Genomic DNA, 24136 nt, shown 5'->3' on the forward strand with positions numbered 1-24136 from the left:
AACCCCTAATTTTGGACCTATAGGAATAGTAGATAATAATAGAGTAATGTTTTATAGGGATAATATAAGACATAAACCAATGAAAAATAATAAATTTTTAAAGTTTTTATTTCGATATAAAATAGCAATAATTATAGCGATAGTATTGAGCATAATAAGTTATTTTAATCCTGTAGATTATTCTGATAAATATGATATGGCAACTAATGAAATAAATACTTTAGCTAATAAAATAGATGAATTACAATCAAAACATGAAATAGATGATATAAGTTCTGAAATAACAAAATTAGAAGAAGTAAATGACAACTTAAATAATGGAATAGATGAAAAAAGTGTTGAATTAGAGAAGCTTAGTGAAGAAAGGGAGGCTAAACTTAAAGCAGAGAATGAGGCCAAGCTTAAAGAAGAACAAGAGGCTAAGATTAAGGCAGAAGAAGCTAAGATTAAAGCTAGTGAGGAAGCTAAGATTAAGGAAGAGGAAGAAGCTAAAGCAAAGGAAAAAGCTAAAGCTGAGGAAAAAAATAAATCAGAACAACAAGTTGAGGAAAATAGACAATCTAAATCTAATAACTCTTATAATGTAAACAATTATAGATATAATAATAAACAAAATAATGTTAACCACAATAATTATCAATCAACAACTGTGTATATTACTCCAACAGGACAAAAGTATCATAGAATACCTAAGTGTGGAAACACTAAATCTAGTACACCCATTTCAGTAGAAGAAGCTCAACAAAGAGGATATAATCCTTGCAAAAAATGTTTTTAACAATATTAATTATTAATAAAATTATATTTTAGAATTAGTATTTCTTTATTTTATATATATAATATTATTAAAAATTTTCCAATGTAAAATGGACAAGTTAAATTAATTTGTCCATTTTTTATTTAAATAAAATTAAGAAAATTAATCAATTTTAATATTTATAAATTTAGTTGAAAAAATTTAATCTCATAACATTTACCATGTGTGTCTTTCTTTTAAATTCCATATTAGTTTCTTTAATTTTTTTATATCCTAAGCTAGACCAAAATCCAAGTCCTTTATAATTTTCATCAATTACATCTATTCTAAAAGACTTTGCTCCCAAACTAATTGCCTATTTACTTAATGATCTATGTACAATTTTTCCTATTCCAATGCTTCTCTTATCTGGATCAATAAGCATTAATCCAAGCATCCATTCTCCTACTGCTGGAAAGTCCCTTATAAAGTCCACTATACCAATTAATTTATTATAAGATGTAAATACTCCTAAAAGTAATTTATCTTCATAACCTTTATTTGTAGGTAGAGCTTTAAATATTTCCCTTAGATTTTTTATAGCTGGTAATATTCCATAGTGAAGAATATAATAATCAGAATATTTTTCACATAACTTAAAAACAGTTTTTCAATCATTTATACAAAGAGACTTAATTTTATAACCATTTGTTAATTTAAAATTAATAGTTTTCATTAAAGATTTTAACCTCCCTAACTAATTTTTAAGTAAATTTATTATATATATAATATTAGTTAAAAAAACAATTATATAAACTAAATAGTAAATTGAGTAAATTATTAAGTTATATTATGTTTAAACATAAGTATTATTTTAAAAATAAAAAGTATAATAAAAATTAAAGTAAATTTATTATATTTAGTATTTTACATAGGTAAATATTAAAAATATAAAGTATTGATATTTATATATAATTATATTTTAAAATTACTATAATAATTTAATGTTAAAAGTTAAATTATATAATTAGTGTAGATTGATGTTAGTCTTTTTATTTATAAGTATTTATGATTTTGCAAGTAATTTGAAGGTCAAAGTATAGATATAAATTATTAGAGATTAATATTTACTATAAAAATAGAACTTTAAATTAATAAAGTTCTTAAAATATAACAAAATAGAATTTATATAATTTATTTTAATGTTATAAAAACTTAATAGTATGGTTTTTAACATATTAAATCAAATAATATTTAGGTATTTTATTTTTTATTTTAAGCTATAATAAATTTTTAATTATAAGATCAATAGCTTTTTTACAGTCTTTATCCTCATTATTCATAGCCCAAGCTATATTAAAATATCTTAAAGCTTTTTTATTATCATCTTTCATAGAATAGCAATAAGCCAAATTAAAAAAATATTTAGAATCTAAATTTAGTAATAAGGTATTTTCTATCATTTTTATAGCTTTATCATATTCTTTTAACTTTATATAACATACTGCAGAATTATATAAAGCATGAGGTTCATTTTCTTTATGCTCTATAGCCTTTTTATAGAAAGAAAGAGCTTTCTCATAATTTTTATTAATATATAAAGAATTACCTTCTAAAAAATAACTCATATTTACCTCCTAAAATAAATACAAATGATATATTGTAATTATTTCCAAAAGATATAATTATATTCAAATAATCTTAGATTCTATATAAATATATTCTTGACATATGTATTGTTGGTATTATAATATAAGATATATTTTAAATTAAAAAGGAAAATGCTAAGAAAAAGAGGAGTAAAAATATTAAAAGCTTTAAGAGAGGAAAATTCATAGGCTGTAAGATTTTCTATGTTTTGTATTTTGAAGGTAGCTTTGGAGCAGCTTTGCTGAAATATTAGTAGGTAAAGACGGCAAAATGTCGTTAATGTTTTTAAGAGTATATAAATTTAGTTATCTTAGCTATTTTATATAAAAAAAGGTGGTACCGCGAGTCTTCGTCCTTTATAGGATGAAGACCTTTTTTATTTTATAAAGATTTTTAATTTAAAATCAATAATATTTTAAGTGTAAAACTTATACATAAATTTTTATTAATATCTAAAATAATAAGAATTACATAAAGAGCCTTAATATGTTTATTATTATTTTATTTTAATAAGGAAACTTTTAAATAAGAAAATATAAAGGAGGATTTTTATATGATAGAAAATAAAAACATTTCTACAACTTATAGTCCGAAGGAATTTGAAGAAAGAATATATAAAACATGGGAAGAAAAAAAATATTTCACACCAGAAGTAGATAAAAGTAAAAAACCTTACACAATAATTATGCCACCTCCAAATATAACTGGAAAATTACATTTAGGTCATGCATTAGATAATACTTTACAAGATATGCTTATAAGATTTAAAAGAATGCAAGGATACTGTACTTTATGGGTACCTGGAGAAGACCATGCAAGTATTGCAACAGAGGTTAAGGTTGAAAATGAACTTTTAAAAGAAGGCTTAAAGAAAAAAGAAATGGGTAGAGAAGCTTTCCTTGAAAAAGTATGGGAATGGACAGATGAATATAGAGAAAGAATAAGAACTCAGCTTAAGAAAATGGGAGTTTCAGCAGACTTTACAAGAGAAAGATTTACAATGGATGAAAACTTAAATAAAGCTGTTAAACATGTTTTTGTTAAGTTATATAATGAGGGATTAATATACCAAGGAAATAGAATAACTAACTGGTGTCCTAAATGTCAAACTGCTTTATCAGATGCTGAAATAGAGTATGAAGAAAAAGAAGGAAACTTCTGGCATATAAAATATCCAGTTAAGGATTCAGATGAATTTTTAGAAATTGCAACAACTAGACCAGAAACATTACTTGGAGATACTGCAGTAGCTGTAAATCCTAATGATGGTAGATATAAACACTTAGTTGGAAAAACTTTAATATTACCTTTAGTAGGAAGAGAAATCCCAGTAGTTGCAGATGATTATGTTGATTTAGAGTTTGGTACAGGTGCTGTTAAAATAACACCAGCTCATGATCCTAATGACTATGAAGTAGGAAAGAGACATAATCTTCCTCAAATAAGAGTTATGGATGATAAGGGAATAATAAATGAACTAGGTGGAAAATACCAAGGCTTAGAAAGATATGAAGCTAGAAAAGCTATGGTTAAGGATTTAGAAGAGCAAGGACTACTTGTTAAAATAAAACCTCATGTTCATAATGTTGGAGTTCATGATAGATGCGGTACTGTAGTAGAGCCAATAATATCAAAGCAATGGTATGTAAAAATGGATTCTTTAGCAAAACCAGCTATTGAAGTAGTTAAGGAAAAGAAAACTAAATTTGTACCAGAAAGATTTGAAAAAACATATTTTAACTGGATGGAAAACATACAAGATTGGTGTATTTCAAGACAGTTATGGTGGGGACATAGAATACCAGTATGGTATTGTAAAGACTGTGGAGAAATAATAGTTAGGGAAGATGCACCTAGTTGCTGTCCTAAGTGTAATTCGGAAAGATTAGAGCAAGAAACTGATGTGTTAGATACATGGTTCTCATCAGCATTATGGCCTTTTTCAACTCTTGGATGGCCAGATAAAACAGAGGATTTAGAATACTTCTATCCAACAAGTACTTTAGTTACTGGATATGATATAATCTTCTTCTGGGTTGCAAGAATGATATTCTCAGGAATTCATAATATGGGAGAAACTCCATTTGAAAATGTATTAATACATGGAATTATAAGAGACTCTGAAGGAAGAAAAATGAGTAAGTCTTTAGGAAATGGTGTTGACCCACTTGAAGTTATAGATACTTATGGAGCAGATGCTTTAAGATTTATGTTAGTTACAGGTAATGCACCAGGAAATGATATAAGATATTATCCAGAAAGAGTTGAAGCAGCTAGAAACTTTGCAAATAAGATTTGGAATGCTTCAAGATTTGTTATGATGAATCTTGATAAAGATCTTATGGAAAAATATAAAGATAATAAAGATTATAGCTTAGCTGATAAATGGATACTATCAAAACTTAACACATTAGTTTTAGATGTTACAGAGAATATGGATAAATTTGAACTTGGAATAGCTCTTCAAAAAGTTTATGATTTTATGTGGACTGAATTCTGTGACTGGTATATTGAGCTTGTAAAACCAATTTTATATGGAGAAGACGAAAAGGCTAAAGGAGTAGTTTATAATGTATTATACACAGTATTAACTACAGGATTAAAGCTTCTTCATCCAGTAATGCCATTTATAACAGAAGAAATATACACTCATATTTCAGAAGAAACTGAATCAATAACAATTGCAAAATGGCCTGAATTTAACAAAGAATTATGTAGTGAATCAGCAGAAAAAGATATGGCATATATAATAGAAGGTATTAAATCTTTAAGAAATGTAAGAGCAGAGATGAATGTACCACCTTCAAGAAAGGCTAAAGTTATAGCTCTTATATCAGAAGAGGCTAAAAATGCTTTCAATGAAGGAGCAACTTACTTTGAAAAATTAGCATCAGCAAGTGATGTTGAATTTATAAATTCAAAAGATCAAGTTCCTGAAAATGCAGTTTCTGTAGTTTGCCAAGGTGGGGAGTTATTTATGCCACTTTTAGACCTTGTTGATAAGGAAAAAGAACTTGGAAGATTAGCTAAAGAAAAAGAAAAATTAGAAAAAGAAATAGATAGAGTAGAAAAGAAACTTTCAAATGAAAGATTCGTAAGTAAAGCTCCAAAGGACGTTGTTGATGGAGAGAAAGCTAAAGGCGAAAAGTATAAAGAAATGCTTAAAGCTGTTTTAGAAAGAATAGAAAAATTAAAGTAACTATATAAATTAGGCAAAAGACCACTTACTTTTTAAAGTAGGTGGTCTTTTATTTAATTTATTTTTATATTATTTAAGTAAAGCATATTATTAGGAGAGATACTTAGTGTTAGGTATTAAAGGATATGAAGCACAAGGAAGAAAAACAACTGAACTTTTTAGTGAATCAAGTTTAGATTTAAATAGTTTTGAAAGAATTTTTGATTCAACTACTAATAGTTATAAGATTTATTGGTTTTTAGGATTATTTAAAGAAATTACTTTAAAAAATAATATTATTTCATTTAGAAGAGTTATTCTAAGAATGGTTACAGAAGCTTGGTATTCTGTAACACAATATAACTTATTATTAGGCTTTTCTGATAATTTATATAATTTAGTAAAGCTTATACATAAAAAATATGATGTTGATGTAAATATGACGGAAACAAATTTAATTAATTTTTTAGAAAATATAAATGATATAGAAGTTGAAAAATATATTAAAGATTTAATGAAATATGTTCCATATAGACTTTTAACACCTTTTTATTTATTGGAGTTATCAAAAATAAAAAAAGATTATTTAATTAATAAAGCTGTTGTTGAATTAACACAAATAGATAATAGATCTATTTATAAAATAGATGATGAAAATAAAATAATAATTATAAATAAACAATGGTTTGATTTTATATATAATAATCAAAATTTAGTTTATGGGTGGATTAATTATAAACTTATATGTTATCTACAAAAAAGAAATCCTAATGTTCCAGCAATACCATTTAAAATTAAGGCACCTCTTAAAAGAAATCTCAATATTGCAAAAAAATTATGGAATTCTATAAAAAAAGAGATATTATTATTAGATATTTATACAGAAAAGGAGTTATGTGATTATAATTTTAAGTTATATGGTAATTTAAGTATAGATCATTTTATTCCTTGGAGTTTTGTTTTGCATGATGAATTATGGAATTTAGTACCTACATTTAGTAAATTTAATAGTTCGAAAAATAATAAGCTGCCAAACTTAACTTTATATTTAAATAAATTCTGTGATATTCAATTCAAATTTTTTAATGTTATGCAAAAAAACTATAAAAAGTATAAATCAAATTTAGAAGAATATACTTCTATAAATATATGTGTAAATAATAAAAATTTTATTACAAGGGATGAGTTTACTAATAAGTTAAAGGCAAATATTGAGCCACTATATCAAATTGCATATAATAAAGGTTATGATATATGGAGTAAGGAATAAAATGATATATTTAATTTTTTTATATAAGTTAGATTATTTAAAAAAATTAAATATGAATGGGATTTTTATATGAAAACTTATTATATAATTGTTTTATATTATAAATAAAATAAGAATTAATAAAGATAAATAAAAGGCTAAGTATATATAGTACTTAGCTTTTAGATTAAAAGGTCTTTTGTAAATATTTTAATTTAAAACTAAAATATATATTTAAGAATCACAAGAAAAAATTTTTAGTAGTTCTTTTTAAAGACTTTAAAATTGACAAACTTTAAATAAAAAATATAAAATATTTAGTATTACTTAATATAAATATTAAATTTTTAATTAGTAGGTGATTTATTTAAATGAATAAAAAAAATAATATAATGAGTTACGAAGAAACTATGAGATATATTACAGAAACAGCTAAGTTTGGCTCAAATTATGGTCTTCAAAGGACTGAAAAGATTTTAGAATTTTTAGGGAATCCTCATAAGAAGTTAAAATTAATACATATAGCAGGAACTAATGGTAAAGGTTCAACTACATCTTTAATAACATCTGTTTTAATGGATTGTGGATATAAAGTTGGAATGTATACATCTCCTTTTATAGAAGAATTTGAGGAAAGAATTCAGATTAATAGAAAAAATATTTCTAAAAAGAATTTATCAGAGACTTTAACTGAAGTTCGTAAGGCTGTAAATAAGGTAATAAAACTTGGATATGATAATCCAACAGAGTTTGAGATTATTACGTGTTTAATGTTTTTATATTTTTATAAGGAAAAAGTAGATTTGGGAGTTATAGAAGTAGGACTTGGTGGAAGATTAGATTCTACTAATGTTATAACACCTATCTTATCAGTTATAACTTCTATAAGCTATGATCATATTAATATACTTGGAAATTCTTTAGAGAAGATAGCTTATGAAAAAGGTGGGGTAATAAAAGAAAATATTCCTGTTGTAAGTTATAAGCAAGATAAAAAGGTAAGGGTAGTTATAGAAAAAATATGTAAAGAGAAAAATTCTATCCTTTATGAAGTAGATAATTCCATGATAAAACATATAAATCCTAGGGGTAAAAATTTTACTCAAGAATTAGAAATTAGAACAGAAAATGAAAAGTATAATTTAAATTTAAGTCTTTTAGGAAGTCATCAAACCTTAAATTGCCTTTTAGCAGTTAAAGCTTGTGAGATACTAAATAAAATAGGTGTTAATATAGGTAAAGATAATATAATAAATGGTATTAAACATGCTAAATGGATAGGGAGAATGGAAGTTTTAAAGGATAAACCCTTAGTAGTTATTGATGGAGCTCATAATATAGACGGAATAGAAAAGTTAACTAAATCTATAAAAGAATATTTTGCTTATAAAAAGATTAATCTTATAATAGGTGTTTTAGGAGATAAAGAAGTTCATAAAATGATAAATGAAGTTAGTAAGATTATAGATAAAGCAATAATTTTATCTCCTCATAGTGATAGAGCGGAGAAGAAAGAAATTATGGCTAAGTATTTTCATGAAAATAATATAAAATGTTTTTTATATGATGATTATAAAGAAGGATTTTTAAAGGCTTTAGATTTTTCAGATGAAGAGGATTTAGTTCTTGTTTGTGGTTCTTTGTATATGATAGGAGATATGAGAAAGATAATAAATAATTATATTAAAGAAAGAAAATAGTAGGATATTAAATGTAAAATTATATTAAGAAAATTTAATAAATGTATTTTACTTTAAATAAAAAGTATTATTAATATTCAAAGTATCTATATTTTTTATTTTATAAATTTAAATTAAATTCATTGTAATTATATTTCTATAGAATTAATTATGATATTAATAGACTTTATAAGAAGATAAATTAATAAAAAATACACTTAAAGATATTTATCTTTAAGTGTATTTTTTTTATTAATTGCTTTTTAAATATTCTTCAAGAGCCTTAGAAAGTTGATCTGGACAAGAACTTTCCTTATCTCCACAAGTAAGTCCTTTTAATCTGGTAATAGCCTCATCAATTTTCATTCCTTCTACTAAAGCACTAATTCCTTTAAGATTACCTGGACAACCACCTGTAAAAGAAACTTTAGAAACCTTACCATCTACAATATCAAAGTTAATTTCTTTTGAACATACACCGCTAGTTTTGTATGAATACATAAAATCTCCCCTTTTTACTTATATAATAATTATTATATCCTTATGTATTTTATAAATGTTATTTAAGCTTTATAAAAAATATAGCTCTTAAAATTACTATTTACTATATTTATTCGCTAATTAAAGCAGTAATAATTTTATTATAGATTTCAGAAGGGTTATCCTTCCATTTTGAGCATAATGCATTAGCTTGTTTTTTAGAGGCTACATTTACCTTTAAGTCCATAAGCAATGTTGAGCCTTCCACTACTTTAAGTTTTACTAAGAATGTATCATCATTATCAGGAACATAATCGGCAGTAGTAGTAAGCTCCTTTTTTATTTTATCTATTTTAGATTCTATATAATCATCTATTATCTTTATTTTTGCAGGAGAAATTCTGTCATAAAATAAAGATAATACCTTATCTCCTGTTTCAGTTAATTTTAAAAGCTTTTTATCATCTTCACCTTTTTCGTATTGTAAAAATCCAGAAGAAATTAGCTCGCCAATATACTGCTGTAAAGTAAAATAGTTTATAAAACTATTTTCTAAAACTATTTCTGTTAGTTGGGTATTAGAAATAGGGTATTTTACATCTTTTAATATATATAGTAATAATAATTTTAATTCAGCTAGTTCTAATGTATTTTCATACATTGACCCACCCTCCAAACTTATAAATATAGTTAATTATATCATAAATTATTAATTAATGCTTTAAAATTAGTATTTATTTAATTACTCTTGAATATGATTATTTAGAAGGGGGAAAAACTTTATGAAGAAAAATGGAAAGATTTTATATAGTTTTTTATTTGTTTTGCTTGGTTTTGTCTTTTATTTTAATAATTTTTTAAAAGATAATAATACTAATAATCCTATATTTTCTGTTAATAAAGAAGAAAAAGTATTATCTTTAACTTTTGACATAAATTGGGCAGAAACAGAATATCTTTATAACATATTAGATGTATTAGATAAATATAATGTTAAGGGAACTTTTTTTCTTATGGGGAGGTGGATAAACTATAGTGATGAAAACATAGAAAAATTAAAAGAAATAAAAAATAGAGGTCATGAATTAGGAAATCATAGTTATATACATCCTATGTTTACTAATATAAGTAAAGAAAGGATGATATCTGAAATAAAAAAAACAGAAGATGTTATTATGGAGCATACAGGAATAAAAACTAATTTATTTAGGTGTCCAAGTGGTGACTATAATGAAGAAGTAATAAAAACTGTAAATAGTATAGGATATTTTCCAATACAATGGGATGTGGATAGTTTAGACTGGAAACAATTAGGGCTTGATAAAGAATATAATAGGGTTATAAAAAATGTAAAGCCTGGATCTATAGTATTATTCCATAATAATGGTAAATTTACGCCTGAAAATTTAGACAAGATTATAAGTAATCTTAAAGAGCAAAATTATTCATTTTTGACAGTAGGAGAAATGATATATAAAGAAGACTATATAGTAGATAACAACGGTATACAGCATAAGAACAGCTTAAATAATTAAAATATGTATTAAAAAATTGGTATTAAATGTATTATAATGGAAATAAGTTATTTAACTTTTACATTATAATAAACATCTAATATACAAATATATAAATTAGTGTAAAATACAATGGGAGAGAGGGGTTAACATGGAGAATTTAATGTTAAACAATAAAATTTATCTTGAGGGAGTTGTAGCTTCTGATCTTGAATTTAGTCATGAAATGTATGGAGAAGGATTTTATACTTTTGGGTTAGAAGTAGTAAGACTTAGTGACTCAAAAGATATTCTAAATGTAACTGTTTCCGAGAGATTAATAACTAATATGAATTTAAAAATTGGGGATGAAATAATTGTTGATGGTCAATTAAGATCATATAATAAGTTTATAGATGGAGCAAATAAACTTATATTAACAGTATTTGCAAGAAATATTGAGTTTTGTACTGAGAGAAGCAAAAATCCAAATGAAATATTCTTAGACGGATATATATGTAAGTCTCCAGTATATAGAACAACACCTTTTGGAAGAGAAATTGCAGATGTGCTTTTAGCCGTTAATAGAGCCTATAATAAATCAGATTATATACCAACTATAGCTTGGGGAAGAAATTCAAGATTTTGTCAATCTTTAAAAGTTGGAGATAATATAAGAATTTGGGGTAGACTTCAAAGCAGGGAATATCAAAAGAAAATTTCTGAAAATGAAACTGTAAAGAAGGTAGCTTATGAGGTATCAATTTCTAAAATGGAATTGGTTGAAAAGGATTCCCTTGAAGAGGACAAAGAAAATATTGTAATTTAAAGGTATAATCTAATATAAAAACCTAGCAATTTTTGCTAGGTTTTTATTACTTATTTAGATGAAAATAATAAAAAGCTTATTTATTATTTTCTTAAATCATCTAAAAGTTGAGTCTTATCTTTTGTTTGATTATCTACATGTTTTATTATTTTTGCAGGTGTACCAGCAACAACAACTCCGGCAGGAACATCTTCTACAACAACAGAACCTGCAGCAACAACGGAACCTTTACCTATTTTTACTCCTTCTAGGATAACTGCATTAGCACCTATTAAAACATCATCTTCTATTGTACAAGGAGATTTTGAAGGTGGTTCTAAAACTCCAGCAACAACAGCACCAGCACCTAAGTGAACTCTCTTACCAAGTTTTCCACGAGCACCAACAACTGCATTCATATCTACCATAGTACCTTCACCTATTTCAGCACCGATGTTTATAACAGCTCCCATCATTATTACTGCATTTTTACCAATAGAAACTCTATCTCTTATTATAGCACCGGGCTCTATACGAGCTTCTATATCTAATAAGTTAAGCATTGGAATAGCAGAATTTCTTCTATCATTTTCTAATCTGTAATGATTTATTTTATTTTTATTTTCTTCAATTAATTTTAATATAGAGTCTTTTTCTCCTACTAAAATATAAAAATTACCATTACCATACCATTCAATATTAGTTTTATCTACCTCACATAAATCTCCATTTATGTATGCTTTAATTGGTGTTGATTTTTTAGATTCCTTTATAAATCTAGCAATTTCATAAGGATCTGTAAAATTGTAATCCATTTTATCATCCTTTCTTACTGTTTTTAAACTTTCATTACAAAATTTATTATAATCAAAATTTATCAAATATTAAAGGGTATTGTTAAATTTTATATTAGAATAGCCTTTATTTATTTTTATATTGGAGTAAAATAATATTAGAATTATAAGGTGAGGTGATTTTAGTTGGGTAAATTGAATAAAGGATATGTTCAGATATATACAGGAAATGGAAAGGGTAAAACTACTGCAGCGGTTGGATTAGCTTTTAGAGCTGTAGGAGATGGAATGAAAGTTTTTATGATTCAATTTTTAAAAACAGGAAAAACAGGAGAATTAGTTTCTGCTAAAAAGTTTTATCCAGACCTTCAAATTTTTAGATTTGAGAAAAAAAGAGGCTTTGTTTGGACTTTAAAGGATGAGGAAATAGAAGAGTTAAAAAAAGAAATAAAAATAGCCTATGAATTTGCTTTAAAGGTTTTAGAAGAAAATCAATGTGATATATTAATTTTAGATGAGATAATGGGGGTTTTAGGCAATAAATTTCTTACTATAGAAGATGTTATAAGATTAATAGAGTCAAAGCCAGAAAATATGGAGCTTATAATGACTGGAAGAAATGTACCTAAGGAAATAATAGATAAAGCAGATTTAGTTTCAGAAATGAAGGATATAAAACATTACTTTAATGAAGGAGTACCAGCTAGAGAGGGGATAGAATTTTAATGAATCACAATCTAAATGCAATAGAGATATCTGGTATTAGAAAATTCTATAATAAGGTAAGAGAAGTAAATGGAGCTATTTCCCTTACCTTAGGTCAACCGGATTGCCCAGTTCCTAAGGGAATAAAAGAAGAAATAGTAAGAGCTTTAGAAGAAAATAAAACTGTATATACGCCTAATGCTGGAATTGATTCTTTAAGGAGAGAAATATCATTATACTTAAAAGAAAGAGGTATAAAATATAAAGAAGAGGATATTTGTATAACTGTAGGTGGTAGTGAAGGATTATACTCAGTAATATCTGCTTTAATAAATCCTAAGGATAAAGTTTTAATTCCTAATCCTTCTTATCCAGCTTATGAAAATATAGTTAAAATTTTAGGTGGAGAAGTTATAAATTATTCCTTAAAAGAAAATTTCACTTTAGATATAAAGGAAATAGAAAAAGCTTTAGAGGAAAATAACATTAAGGTTTTAGTTTTATCTTTTCCAACTAATCCAACTGGTGCTATTTTATCTAAAAAAGATAGGGAAGATTTATTTAATCTTTTAAAGGATAAGGATATAGCTATTATTACAGATGAAATATATGAGGCATTGTGTTTTGAAGAATATTATTCAATAGCACAAAAAGAAGAAGTTTTGGATAAAGTTATATATGTAAGCGGATTTTCTAAGATGTTTTCAATGACTGGATTAAGAGTTGGATATTTTTGTGCTAAAGAACCATATATGAAAAATATTATGAAAGTACATCAATATAATGTATCTTGTGCACCATCTATAGCTCAATATGGAGTATTATATGGATTAAAGCATTGTAAAGAAGATGTGAAAATTATGAAAGAAGAATTTATAAGAAGAAAAGATTACGTAGTAAATAAGCTTAGAGAAATAGGAATAGAATCTGTTGATCCTAAAGGAGCTTTTTATATTTTTGCAGATATAAGAAAATTTAATCTTTCATCAGAAGATTTTTGTAGTAAACTCTTATATAAAGGAAAGGTTGCTTGTGTTCCTGGAACAGCTTTTGGAAGTCGTGGAGAGGGATTCATTAGAATATCTTATTGTTATAGTATTGAAGAGCTTAAAAAAGCGTTAAATAGAATAGAAATCTTTATAAATAGCTTTAAATAAATATTTATTAATTTTAGAATATAAATTTATCTTTAGTATAATAATATTATTAAAATAAAGTTAGAAATAAAAAAGACATGTAAAGTTTAAATTTTATATGTCTTTTCTTTTAACTTTGTTATTTTTTAAAAATTCATATTTACAAATAATAATTATTGTTTATAATATATGTATAAAGAGAAATAAATATTATTTAATATATAGAGAGGAGAATTTAATTATGAAGGTTAAATTTCAAGGAGCGCCAGTAACATTATTAGGAAATCAAGTTAAAGTAGGAGATACTTTAAAGGACTTTACTGTTATAGATAATGAACTTAAACCAAGATCATTAAAAGATACTAAAGGAGTAAGAATATTCTTATCAGTACCTTCTATAGATACTCCAGTTTGTGATATGGAAGTTAAAAAGTTTAATGAAGAAATAGAAAAATTAAAAGATATTAGTTGCTATACAATTTCTATGGATTTACCTTTTGCTCAAGCTAGATGGTGTGGTGCAGAAGGAGTTAAAAATGTAGAAACTTTTTCAGATTATAAAGATAGGGAATTTGGTAAGGTTACAGGAACATATATAGAGGAGCTAGGTTTATTAACTAGAGCATCTTTTATAGTAGATGAAAATAATAAGTTAATATTTGTTGAATATTTAGAAGAAATAACATCAGAACCAAGTTATGATGTTATATTAAAAGAAGCAAAAAATGCAATGAAATAAGACTATGCTTTATAGTGTTTATGTTGTATTAAATTAAAAAAGAGCAATTAATTGCTCTTTTTTAATTTTATGTAGAAATATTTTATTCACTTATGGTGTTTAATTTATAAGCCATAATGTTACTTACACCTATTAAAAGACCACATGATACAGAATATATTAATGGCTCTATATCAATTACATATATTCCTAAAATTCCTATAGCTAATAAGCTTATCATTGCAAAGCAAACACAAAAAAATCCTTGCCACCTTTGTTTAATGCTTAATTTTATTTTTATTTTCTTTGTAATTTGACATTTTTTATCAAGTAGTAGATAAATACTTTGACCTATTCCTAGTGCTAATATCATAGGTATTAATTGATATAATGTATTATTCACAGTATTTCTCCTTTTTTAGATAAATAAATTTATATTATGTAAATTATATATATTTCTAATACAAATTATAACATAATTTTTTTAAAAGTTTTGTAATTAAGATTATATTTTCTAGTATTTTATTAAGGTGTTATTGCCTATAGGAAAAATAATATTTACTTTAGTACCTATATTATATTTAGAGGTTAGGCTTAAACCTAATCCTAAATTTTCACAAAGTTTTTTGCATAAATAAAGACCAATACCAGTAGATTTACCATAAGTTCTTCCATTTTCACCGGTAAACCCTTTTAAAAATACTCTATTAACATCTTTATCTATAATACCTACTCCATTATCTTCAATAGTTAAGATAGTATTATTTTTATTTTCCTTAGAATATATTTTTATTATAGCATTTTCTGATTTAGAGTATTTTATGGAGTTCCCTATTATTTGATTTAATATAAATTCAATCCATTTTGAATCGCTATATACAAATCCATTTAGCTTATGAATATCAAGAATTATTTTTTTTCTTATAAAATCTCTAGAGTTTTTTTTCACCGTATTAGTAACTACGGTTTTTAATGAGAATTTCTTTACAATATAATCTTTATTAACTTCATTGCTCCTGGAATAATAAAGAACTTGATCAATAAATCCTTCTATTTTTTTTATTTCATATCCTATACTATTTGTTATGGAATTTTCATTATTTTCTATAATTAATCTAGTAGAGGCTATAGGAGTTTTAATTTCATGAACCCAGGTTTCTATATATTCTCTATAATCTTTTTGAATATCTCTATATTTATTTACATGTTCATGCATATTTTTATTAACATCTTTTAATACGTCATATATAATTTTCCCTTCAATAAAGTTCGGTTTTTTTATAACTTCTGGTAATAAATATTTTTTATCTAAGTTATTTAAAACTCCAGATATTTCATCATAATATATTTTATATTTAATCAATTCTATTAGAATATAGGAAAGAAGAGGTAAAAACCATATTAAAAAAATTAAAAATATAATTATTATTGACATATTTCCAATTATCATAATAATTGAAATAAATAAAAATAACATTAAATTTATAAATAAAAATAAAAATTTATCTTTAAAATAATCTAATATTCTCATGGCATTATGTATCCTAACCCTCTTCTAGTTTCAATAATATTCTTTAAACCTAGTTCTTCTAATTTTTTTCTAAGCCTTGTAATATTTACAGATAAGGTGTTATCATCTACAAATATGTCTGAATTCCATAAATAATCCATTAAATCTTCTCTGGATACTATATTACCTTTATTCTTTATTAAATATGAAATAATTCTAATTTCGTTTTTAGTTAAGTCTATAGAATTATTTTTATAATTTATAGTTCCATTAGATAAATTAAGATTTAAGCCTTTATAAGATAATATATGGGAGGTAAAATCTTTTCCATATATTCTTTTTAATATAGCAGAAATTCTAGCTAATAATATTTGTGTATTATAAGGTTTTGCTATAAAATCATCTGCACCTAAATTCATGCTCATAAGTTCATCTACATCATTATCTCTACTAGTAACTATAATTATAGGCACACTAGACTTTTTCCTCAATTCTTTGCATATATAATATCCATCGAATACAGGTAAATTTATATCTAAAAGTATTAAGTCTGGTTTTATACTTTCTATATAATTAAATATATTTTCAAAATTTGTAGGAGTAAAAACTTCATAACCATATTTAGTAAGATAAGTCTTTAATTCATTCCTTATTATTTCAGCATCTTCTATAATAGCTATTTTATACATTTTAACTATTCCTTTCATTATAAAGTTTTATATAAAATTTTATGTTTTTTTATATTTAATTTATTAATCTTAATATTAGTATAAATAAAAAATTGAATTATAACAATTTTACTATTATAAATTACAAGTAAATTTTTATGAATGAAGTTTTTTAAAAGTAAAAAATATGAATATAGTTTCATCTTTTGGTAATAATAACATGTATAGATTTTATTCAGAGGTGAAATGCGTTGAGAATACCTAAGCATATAGGAATAATTCCAGATGGAAATAGAAGATGGGCAAAGAATAATGGTATGGGAAAGGAAGAGGGATATGATAAGGGAATAGATCCAGGGCTAGAGCTTTTTAAGTTGTGTGAAAAAACAGGAATAAATGAGATAACCTATTATGGTTTTACAGTAGATAATACTAAAAGACCTAAAGAGCAAAGAATAGCCTTTACTAAAGCTTGTATTGATGCAGTTGAATTACTTTCAAAGGAAAATGCAGAGCTTTTAGTGATTGGAAATATAGAATCTAAAATGTTCCCTAAAGAATTACTTCCTTATACTAAAAGAAGAACTTTTGGAAAGGGGGGAATAAAAGTTAATTTTTTAGTTAATTATGGTTGGGAGTGGGACTTAAATAATCTAAAAAAATCAGATTCTTCAAAGAAAAACATAATAAATAATATAAATTCTAATGATATATCTAGAGTAGATTTAATAATAAGATGGGGCGGAAGAAGAAGATTAAGTGGATTTTTACCAGTTCAATCTATATATGCAGACTTTTATGTTATAGAAGACTTTTGGCCAGAATTTAAAACAGAGCATTTTTATAATGCTTTAAATTGGTATGATAAACAAGATATAACTTTAGGAGGATAATTTATTATATTCCTTTATATAAAATGTTAAGTTAATGAAAGTATTTTTAATTTATGTTAAGTTTTAATAGTTATATTTTAAAGTTAGAATATAAATATATTGAAAATAACCTTTAAAAATACTATAAAAGATAGTTCTTTTTTAAATAACTATAGAAAACACTTACTTTCGCATAAAAAAATGAGTTACTAAATATAAAAATTTAATTTTTATATTTAGTAACTCTTAAAATTTTAATTAGTAAATTAAATAATATTTTAAGTTTTAATATCTATTTAAAAATCTAGTCCTAAAACATCCTCCATATTATAAAGACCTGGAGTAGTTATAGGAGCCATAAATCTACAAGATTTTAAAGCACCAACTGCAAAAACATCTCTTGAAATAGCTTTATGAGATAATTCTATAACTTCACCTTCACCAGCAAAGATTATATCATGATCTCCAACTATACTACCACCTCTTATAGCATGAATACCAATTTCATTTTTTTCTCTTTTCATTATTCCTTCTCTACCAAATTTATAATGAGTTTCATCTTTTAAAGAATTCTTAATTGAGTCAGCTAATAAAAGAGCAGTTCCACTTGGAGCATCTACTTTTTGATTATGATGCTTTTCTATTATTTCAATATCAAAGTTTTCATAAAGAATAGGAGCTACCTTTCTTGCAATAATGTTTAAAAGATTAATACCAACACTCATATTAGCAGATTTAAATACAGGTATTACTTTAGATGTTTCATTAATTAAATTTAAATCTTCTGCTGAATAACCGGTGGTACATAATACTATTGGCTTATTTTTATCTTTACATAAGTCAACAAGACCTTTTAACGCTTCAGCTCTTGAAAAATCTAATAAGACATCAAAATCTATATTACAATCTTTTGGAGATGAAAAAATAGGATAATCTTTATTTGAAGAATTTTTATCAATTCCTCCAACTATTTTTAAATCTTCATATTTATTTATTAAATTAGAGATAACTGTACCCATTTTGCCACAGCAACCACTTAATAATATTTTAACCATAAAATCATTCCTTTATTTTATTAAATTATGTTTTTTCAATTGCTCTTTTACTTTATCCAAATTTTCTTCTTCCATATCACATAGAGGTAATCTTAAATTGCCAACTTCTTTTCCCATTAAGTTAAGAGCGCATTTAACTGGAATAGGATTAGTTTCAATAAATAAAGAATTAGCTAAATCTAAAGTATCAAGTTGTATTTTTAAAGCATCATTAACTTTTCCTTTTAAATAAAGATCACACATATCATGAGTTTCTTTTGGAATAACATTAGCTAAAACAGATATTACACCAATTCCACCAAGAGATAATATAGGGATTATTTGATCATCATTTCCTGAATAAATATCTATTTTATCTTTGCATAGAGCCTTTATTTTAGCCACTTGACTTATATCTCCACTAGCTTCTTTTACAGCTACTACATTTTTTAAATCTGAAAGTTTTAAAATTTCATTAGCTGTCATGTTCATTCCAGTTCTTCCAGGAACGTTATATAGTATTATTGGAGTATTTACCGCATTGTTTATAGCTTCAAAATGTTTAAATAATCCTTTTTTTGATGTTTTATTATAATAAGGAGTTATTACAAGTAAACCATCAACACCAATAGATTCAGCCCATTTACTCATTTCTATTGAATTTTTTGTGTTGTTTGAGCCTGTTCCTGCAATAACAGGAATTCTTTTATTTATAACTTTAACTGTAAACTCTATAGTATCTTTTCTTTCTTTTTCAGTCATAGTTGAAGCTTCACCGGTAGTTCCACAGATTATTATAGCATCAGTATTGTTTTCTACGTGCCATTCTAATAATTCTTTAAGTTTTTCAAAATCTACACCATCATTATTAAATGGAGTTACTAAAGCTACTCCTGAACCTTTGAATATTGCCATAAAGACACCTCCTAAAATATAATTTTATTAATTATTTTTTATTAATAATTCAGCTATTTGAATAGCGTTTAAAGCAGCACCTTTTCTTAAATTATCAGCAACAACCCAAAGGTTTAAACCATTATCTAAAGAAAAGTCTCTTCTTATTCTACCAACATAAACGTCATCTTTATCAGAACAATAAAGAGGTGTTGGATATTTTAGATTATTAATATCATCATAAAGAGTTATGCCTTTAAAATTATTATATAAATTAAATATATCCTTTATATCAAAATTTGATTTTAATTCTACATTTATACTTTCACTATGAGAGTTTAAAACTGGAACTCTTACAGTAGTTGCAGTAATTTTTAAAGAATCATCATGAAGAATTTTTTTTGTTTCTTCAATCATTTTCATTTCTTCTTTTGTATAGCCATTATCCATAAAAATATCTATATGAGCTAATACATTTCCTGCTATTGGGTAAGGAAATTTCTTAGGGGGTACTCCTTTTAATCCCTCTTCTAAATCAAGAATAGCTTGAAGTCCTGCGCCAGAAACAGCTTGATAAGTTGAATAAATAATTCTTTTTATTCCATACTTATCATATAAAGGCTTTAGAGCTACAACAGCTTGAATAGTAGAGCAGTTAGGGTTTGCTATAATCCCTTTATTCCATTTAACATCCTCAGGATTTACTTCAGGAACTACAAGAGGAACTTCCTTATTCATTCTCCAAGCACTACTATTATCTATAACTACAGCACCTATTTTAGAAAATTTAGGGGCGTAATCTAAGCTTATATTTCCACCAGCGGAAAATAATGCAAAATCTATATTTTTATTATTTATATTATCATCACACAATTCTTCAACTATAAAATCTTTACCTTTAAAAGTTAATTTTTTATTTGCAGATTTTTTTGAAGCAAATAAATATAATTCTCCTATAGGAAAGTTTCTCTCTTCTAGTATTTCAATAAATTTTCTACCTACGTTGCCTGTTGCACCTACGATTGCTACATTATACATTTTTATCCCTCCTAGGATTTTTAAATTAATCTACATAAATAACTATATTCAAATTATACAATATATTCAACAAAGATTTTAAATAAATAAGAATAAAAATTAAATTATTTTGTAAATAAACAAAAAACTATATAATGCAGAGGTTTTAAATGAATAATCTTATAAAATAAATTAATTTAAAAAATATTTACGGATATTTTATAAATTTTAGGGAAAAATAATTTAAAATTGGTTGAGAGGGGAATGTTAATGAGTAAAACACCTTTAAAAAAAATAATTAAGTCTAAATTAAAAGCTAATAGAGAGCTTACAGAAGTAGAAAAACTTAGAGAAAAAATAAAATATGAAATTGCAGATGAATTAGGTCTTAAAGATAAAGTAGACTCTCTAGGATGGGGAGGACTTACAGCAGAAGAAACTGGACGAATCGGAGGAATGATGACTAAAAGAAAAAAGGATTTAAAAATACCAACTAATGATGAAATTCTTGGTAGAAAATCAAAGGTATCAAAATCTTTAAAAGAAGATAAATAAATTTTAATATAGTTACTTTATTTTACGTTGACGAAAGCCTTATTTATTTATAATATATTTATTAGACTTAAATAGTGCATAATTAAATCCATTTATGGAGGAGAAAAAATGAGTAGCTATAAAAAATTTGCAAAGGTTTATGATGAACTAATATATGAAGATATTGATTATTGCAAAATAAGCCATAAAATAATGGAAGTATCTAAAAAATATAGATTGAAAAATGATTTTTATCTTGACTTAGCATGTGGTACTGGGAATGTAGCCTTAGAGGTTTCAAAGAATTTTAAAAATATTTTTTTAGTAGATTTATCAAATGATATGCTTATTGAAGCAGAATCAAAATTTAGAGAAAATAAAATAAAGGCTAAAATAGTATGCCAAGACATGACTGAATTTCAGCTAAATAGAAAATTTGATTTAATAACATCAGTTTTAGATTCTACTAATTATTTAACAGAGGATGGGGACTTATATAATTATCTTACTAAGGTATATGAGCACTTAAATGATGATGGTATATTTATATTTGATATAAATTCTTATTATAAATTAAGTGAAATATTAGGAAACAATATATATACATATAATAGTGAAGATTTATTTTACGTATGGGAAAATATTTTCGAAGATGGAATAGTTGAAATGAATCTAACTTTTTTTGTAAAAGAAGGAGATATGTATACAAGGTTCGAAGAGATCCATGAAGAAAGAGCATATAAAGAAGAAGAGATTGAAGAAGCTCTACATAAAATAGGTTTTGAAGTTTTAGAGAAAAATGATGGATATTCTAATAAATTTGTTTTAGAAGATACTGAAAGAATAGTTTATATAGTAAGGAAAAAATAAGGAGGAAAAGACAATGAGTGATAAAATATTAAGAGCTACTGCAAAAGGTGGCATGGTTAGAATAATAGCAGCAGATACAAGAGAGCTTGTAAATGAGGGAGTAAAATTACATAATTGTACTCCAACAGCAGCTGCTGCCCTTGGAAGAATGTTAACAGCAGGAACATTAATGAGTGCAATGGCAAAGGGAGAAAAAGAAACTTTAACTTTACAAATCAATGGTGGAGGAGAAGCTAAAGGAATAACTGTTACAGCTTATTCTAATAATACTGTAAAAGGATATATAGGAAATCCAGAAGTTGATCTTCCATTAAATCAAAAAGGAAAGCTAGATGTTTCTGGTGCTATAGGAAAAGAAGGAAGTTTAGTAGTTATAAAAGATTTAGGATTAAAAGATCCTTATGTTGGACAAGTACCTATTTATACAGGAGAAATTGCAGAAGATTTAGCTTATTATTTTACAGTATCAGAGCAAACACCTTCAGCAGTAGCTTTAGGAGTTTTAGTTGATAAAGACCTTTCAATAAAGTCAGCAGGTGGATTTATAATACAAATGATGCCCGGTGCAGATGAACTTTTAGCAGATCTTTTAATGTATAGATTACAAGAAGTTCCATCAGTAACTACAATGTTGTCAGAAGGAAAAACAATTAAGGATATTTTAGAAGTTATTTTTGAAGATATGGATTTAAAAATAAATGATGAATTAAATCCAAAGTATGAGTGTGACTGTTCAAAAGAAAAAGTGGAAAAGGCTTTAATTAGCATAGGATATAAAGATTTAAAAGAAATTTATGATGATAATAAAGACGAAGAGCTAAAATGTCATTTTTGTAATAAATCCTATAAATTTACTCATGAAGATATAGGAAATTTATTAAAAACTTTAGAAAAATAATAAAAAACAAATTAAGTATTGACAATGTAGAGAATAGTTCGTATAATAAAACATGTCGAGTTAATCTCTATGGCTCAGTAGCTCAGTTGGTTAGAGTGCCGGCCTGTCACGCCGGAGGTCGAGGGTTCGAGCCCCTTCTGAGTCGCCAATACTTGCGGAAGTGACTCAATGGTAGAGTGTCACCTTGCCAAGGTGAAAGTTGCGGGTTCGAGTCCCGTCTTCCGCTCCAATATGGCGCTATAGCCAAGTGGTAAGGCAGAGGTCTGCAAAACCTTTATCCCCAGTTCAAATCTGGGTGGCGCCTCCAAATAATCAATTTAATATTGATACAATGAAAAGCTCTTGATTTCAAGGGCTTTTAGTGTTTTTAAGAAAATATGAAATGAAGTTTAAGATTTTAAAATTAAACTTATAGGTTAGAATGGAATAAATACACGGCTCGGATATAAATTTTTAAAGAAATATGAATATAATATATTTAAGAATTTTCTAATGATTAGAATTTAAAAAATTGGATTTATTTAACTTAAAGTATTTTTTGGAAAAATATGAATGCAGTAGATCGAATTTTTAAAGAAATACTTCTAAAACGTTATGTATAAATAGATTAGAAGGGTTAATAAGTCTATTCTTAATATATTACTTAAGATTTACTGCAAAAGAATATTAAATATGGTACAATATCAACATAAGAAATGGCTTCTTTAAGCTGTTATTTAATATAGAATTTTAGGGTTTTATCTTAACTATAAGGAATGTAAATATATTAAGGTGTATAATATATATTCTAAATATATTAGGTTTTATCTTAACTATAAGGAATGTAAATTTTATTCATCCTTGTAATTCCTTTCCTTACACCTTCTGTTTTATCTTAACTATAAGGAATGTAAATCGTCTTTTTTAACAATATCTAATTGTTTTTGCATTTTGTTTTATCTTAACTATAAGGAATGTAAATTTATAAGCAGGGTCACAATATATTTTTAATATTTTAGTTTTATCTTAACTATAAGTAATGTAAATAAATTTGAGCTATCTCGAATTGTAGGAACAGTTTTAGGTTTTATCTTAACTATAAGGAATGTAAATCGTCTTTTTTAACAATATCTAATTGTTTTTGCATTTTGTTTTATCTTAACTATAAGGAATGTAAATCTTAATACTGTTAGATTAGCTTTAAAAACCTTTGTACGTTTTATCTTAACTATAA

The 24136-nt window shown here is 25.3% G+C and carries 24 protein-coding genes, 3 tRNA genes, 1 CRISPR repeat array and 1 other annotated feature (1 of these 29 cut by a window edge); of the genes, 16 read left to right on the forward strand and 11 right to left on the reverse strand.

The genetic code is table 11. From position 1 onward, the window contains the following. A partial coding sequence (locus tag BUA70_RS13055) for a coiled-coil domain-containing protein (RefSeq protein WP_072895844.1) occupies positions 1-778 on the forward strand: 778 nt, incomplete at its 5' end. Positions 779-944: 166 nt separating this feature from the next. Here BUA70_RS13055 and BUA70_RS13210 read toward each other — a convergent pair. Then, positions 945-1103: a hypothetical protein gene (locus tag BUA70_RS13210; RefSeq protein ID WP_242977315.1), complete on the reverse strand. Its 159-nt coding sequence runs from the start codon at positions 1101-1103 to the stop codon at positions 945-947. A 913-nt stretch (positions 1104-2016) separates the two neighbouring features. Next, positions 2017-2364, reverse strand: coding sequence for a tetratricopeptide repeat protein (locus tag BUA70_RS07655; protein ID WP_072895847.1), 348 nt, complete (start codon positions 2362-2364; stop codon positions 2017-2019). A 149-nt stretch (positions 2365-2513) separates the two neighbouring features. After that, positions 2514-2746: a binding site (T-box leader), on the forward strand. Between the two features lie 196 nt (positions 2747-2942). On the opposite strand from BUA70_RS07655, the gene BUA70_RS07660 reads away from it, so the two are divergent. The 3 genes from BUA70_RS07660 to BUA70_RS07670 all read left to right on the forward strand — a co-directional run bounded on the left by BUA70_RS07660 (position 2943) and on the right by BUA70_RS07670 (position 8513). Next, a complete protein-coding gene (locus tag BUA70_RS07660; protein WP_172607492.1) occupies positions 2943-5585 on the forward strand; it encodes a valine--tRNA ligase in 2643 nt (880 codons plus the stop codon). A 106-nt stretch (positions 5586-5691) separates the two neighbouring features. Further along, complete coding sequence (locus BUA70_RS07665) at positions 5692-6834, forward strand: HNH endonuclease domain-containing protein (RefSeq protein ID WP_072895853.1); 1143 nt, start codon at positions 5692-5694, stop codon at positions 6832-6834. Between the two features lie 371 nt (positions 6835-7205). Beyond that, on the forward strand, positions 7206-8513 hold the full coding sequence (locus BUA70_RS07670) for a bifunctional folylpolyglutamate synthase/dihydrofolate synthase (protein ID WP_072896033.1): 1308 nt from the start codon (positions 7206-7208) through the stop codon (positions 8511-8513). 231 nt (positions 8514-8744) lie between these two features. On the opposite strand, the gene BUA70_RS07675 is transcribed toward BUA70_RS07670, so the two are convergent. Both BUA70_RS07675 and BUA70_RS07680 read right to left on the reverse strand, forming a co-directional pair. Further along, positions 8745-8993 carry a TIGR03905 family TSCPD domain-containing protein gene (locus tag BUA70_RS07675; protein WP_072895856.1) on the reverse strand — a complete coding sequence of 83 codons (249 nt, stop codon included), beginning with the start codon at positions 8991-8993 and terminating at the stop codon, positions 8745-8747. A gap of 109 nt (positions 8994-9102) precedes the next feature. Further along, on the reverse strand, positions 9103-9633 hold the full coding sequence (locus tag BUA70_RS07680; protein WP_072895860.1) for a DUF4364 family protein: 531 nt from the start codon (positions 9631-9633) through the stop codon (positions 9103-9105). Between the two features lie 121 nt (positions 9634-9754). Here BUA70_RS07680 and BUA70_RS07685 point away from each other — a divergent pair, with 121 nt between their 5' ends. Further along, positions 9755-10507, forward strand: coding sequence for a polysaccharide deacetylase family protein (locus tag BUA70_RS07685; protein ID WP_072895864.1), 753 nt, complete (start codon positions 9755-9757; stop codon positions 10505-10507). 130 nt (positions 10508-10637) lie between these two features. Beyond that, entirely contained in the window at positions 10638-11294 is a 657-nt protein-coding gene (locus BUA70_RS07690; protein WP_072895867.1) for a single-stranded DNA-binding protein, read from the forward strand. An 83-nt stretch (positions 11295-11377) separates the two neighbouring features. On the opposite strand, the gene dapD is transcribed toward BUA70_RS07690, so the two are convergent. Then, positions 11378-12088: a 2,3,4,5-tetrahydropyridine-2,6-dicarboxylate N-acetyltransferase gene (gene dapD, locus BUA70_RS07695; protein ID WP_072895869.1), complete on the reverse strand. Its 711-nt coding sequence runs from the start codon at positions 12086-12088 to the stop codon at positions 11378-11380. Positions 12089-12253: 165 nt separating this feature from the next. Here dapD and BUA70_RS07700 point away from each other — a divergent pair, with 165 nt between their 5' ends. The 3 genes from BUA70_RS07700 (at position 12254) to tpx (ending at position 14647) form a co-directional block, all read left to right on the forward strand. Further along, the gene (locus BUA70_RS07700; RefSeq protein ID WP_072895872.1) at positions 12254-12793 is read left to right on the forward strand and encodes a cob(I)yrinic acid a,c-diamide adenosyltransferase; all 540 of its coding nucleotides are present in this window, start codon (positions 12254-12256) and stop codon (positions 12791-12793) included. Then, on the forward strand, positions 12793-13929 hold the full coding sequence (locus BUA70_RS07705) for a pyridoxal phosphate-dependent aminotransferase (protein WP_072895876.1): 1137 nt from the start codon (positions 12793-12795) through the stop codon (positions 13927-13929). Before BUA70_RS07700 ends, BUA70_RS07705 begins: the two co-directional genes overlap by 1 nt. Positions 13930-14149: 220 nt before the next feature. Then, positions 14150-14647, forward strand: a complete 498-nt coding sequence (tpx, locus tag BUA70_RS07710) for a thiol peroxidase (RefSeq protein WP_072895879.1) — start codon at positions 14150-14152, stop codon at positions 14645-14647. Between the two features lie 82 nt (positions 14648-14729). Here tpx and BUA70_RS07715 read toward each other — a convergent pair whose 3' ends face one another. From BUA70_RS07715 to BUA70_RS07725, 3 genes are all read right to left on the reverse strand, one after another. Next, a complete protein-coding gene (locus BUA70_RS07715) occupies positions 14730-15029 on the reverse strand; it encodes a hypothetical protein (protein ID WP_072895883.1) in 300 nt (99 codons plus the stop codon). 111 nt (positions 15030-15140) lie between these two features. After that, positions 15141-16157 carry an ATP-binding protein gene (locus tag BUA70_RS07720; RefSeq protein WP_072895886.1) on the reverse strand — a complete coding sequence of 339 codons (1017 nt, stop codon included), beginning with the start codon at positions 16155-16157 and terminating at the stop codon, positions 15141-15143. Then, a complete protein-coding gene (locus BUA70_RS07725) occupies positions 16154-16825 on the reverse strand; it encodes a response regulator transcription factor (protein ID WP_072895889.1) in 672 nt (223 codons plus the stop codon). Before BUA70_RS07725 ends, BUA70_RS07720 begins: the two co-directional genes overlap by 4 nt. A 230-nt stretch (positions 16826-17055) precedes the next feature. On the opposite strand from BUA70_RS07725, the gene uppS reads away from it, so the two are divergent. Further along, positions 17056-17697, forward strand: coding sequence for a polyprenyl diphosphate synthase (gene uppS, locus BUA70_RS07730; protein WP_072895893.1), 642 nt, complete (start codon positions 17056-17058; stop codon positions 17695-17697). Between the two features lie 275 nt (positions 17698-17972). Here the strand turns inward: uppS and dapB are convergent, their stop codons facing one another. From dapB to BUA70_RS07745, 3 genes are read right to left on the reverse strand one after another with little or no spacing between them, the layout of a single operon-like run. Then, entirely contained in the window at positions 17973-18731 is a 759-nt protein-coding gene (gene dapB / locus BUA70_RS07735; protein WP_072895897.1) for a 4-hydroxy-tetrahydrodipicolinate reductase, read from the reverse strand. 12 nt (positions 18732-18743) lie between these two features. Next, entirely contained in the window at positions 18744-19625 is an 882-nt protein-coding gene (dapA, locus tag BUA70_RS07740; RefSeq protein WP_072895900.1) for a 4-hydroxy-tetrahydrodipicolinate synthase, read from the reverse strand. Between the two features lie 27 nt (positions 19626-19652). Beyond that, a complete protein-coding gene (locus BUA70_RS07745) occupies positions 19653-20642 on the reverse strand; it encodes an aspartate-semialdehyde dehydrogenase (protein ID WP_072895902.1) in 990 nt (329 codons plus the stop codon). Positions 20643-20891: 249 nt separating this feature from the next. Between BUA70_RS07745 and BUA70_RS07750 the strand changes: the two genes are divergently transcribed. From BUA70_RS07750 to BUA70_RS07775, 6 genes are all read left to right on the forward strand, one after another. Further along, entirely contained in the window at positions 20892-21176 is a 285-nt protein-coding gene (locus BUA70_RS07750; protein WP_072895906.1) for an alpha/beta-type small acid-soluble spore protein, read from the forward strand. 108 nt (positions 21177-21284) lie between these two features. Continuing rightward, positions 21285-22025 (forward strand): class I SAM-dependent DNA methyltransferase, encoded by a 741-nt coding sequence (locus tag BUA70_RS07755; RefSeq protein ID WP_072895909.1) that lies wholly within the window; start codon positions 21285-21287, stop codon positions 22023-22025. Between the two features lie 13 nt (positions 22026-22038). Then, the gene (hslO, locus tag BUA70_RS07760) at positions 22039-22923 is read left to right on the forward strand and encodes an Hsp33 family molecular chaperone HslO (RefSeq protein WP_072895913.1); all 885 of its coding nucleotides are present in this window, start codon (positions 22039-22041) and stop codon (positions 22921-22923) included. A gap of 71 nt (positions 22924-22994) precedes the next feature. Further along, positions 22995-23071, forward strand: a tRNA-Asp gene (locus BUA70_RS07765). Positions 23072-23077: 6 nt separating this feature from the next. Beyond that, a tRNA-Gly gene (locus BUA70_RS07770) sits at positions 23078-23152 on the forward strand. A gap of 4 nt (positions 23153-23156) precedes the next feature. Beyond that, a tRNA-Cys gene (locus tag BUA70_RS07775) sits at positions 23157-23230 on the forward strand. 427 nt (positions 23231-23657) lie between these two features. Beyond that, a CRISPR array of direct repeats spans positions 23658-24136; the repeat unit is 29 nt; unit sequence GTTTTATCTTAACTATAAGGAATGTAAAT (it continues 11 nt past the right edge of the window).

This window comes from Clostridium fallax (assembly GCF_900129365.1).
Lineage (GTDB): Bacteria > Bacillota > Clostridia > Clostridiales > Clostridiaceae > Clostridium_AH > Clostridium_AH fallax.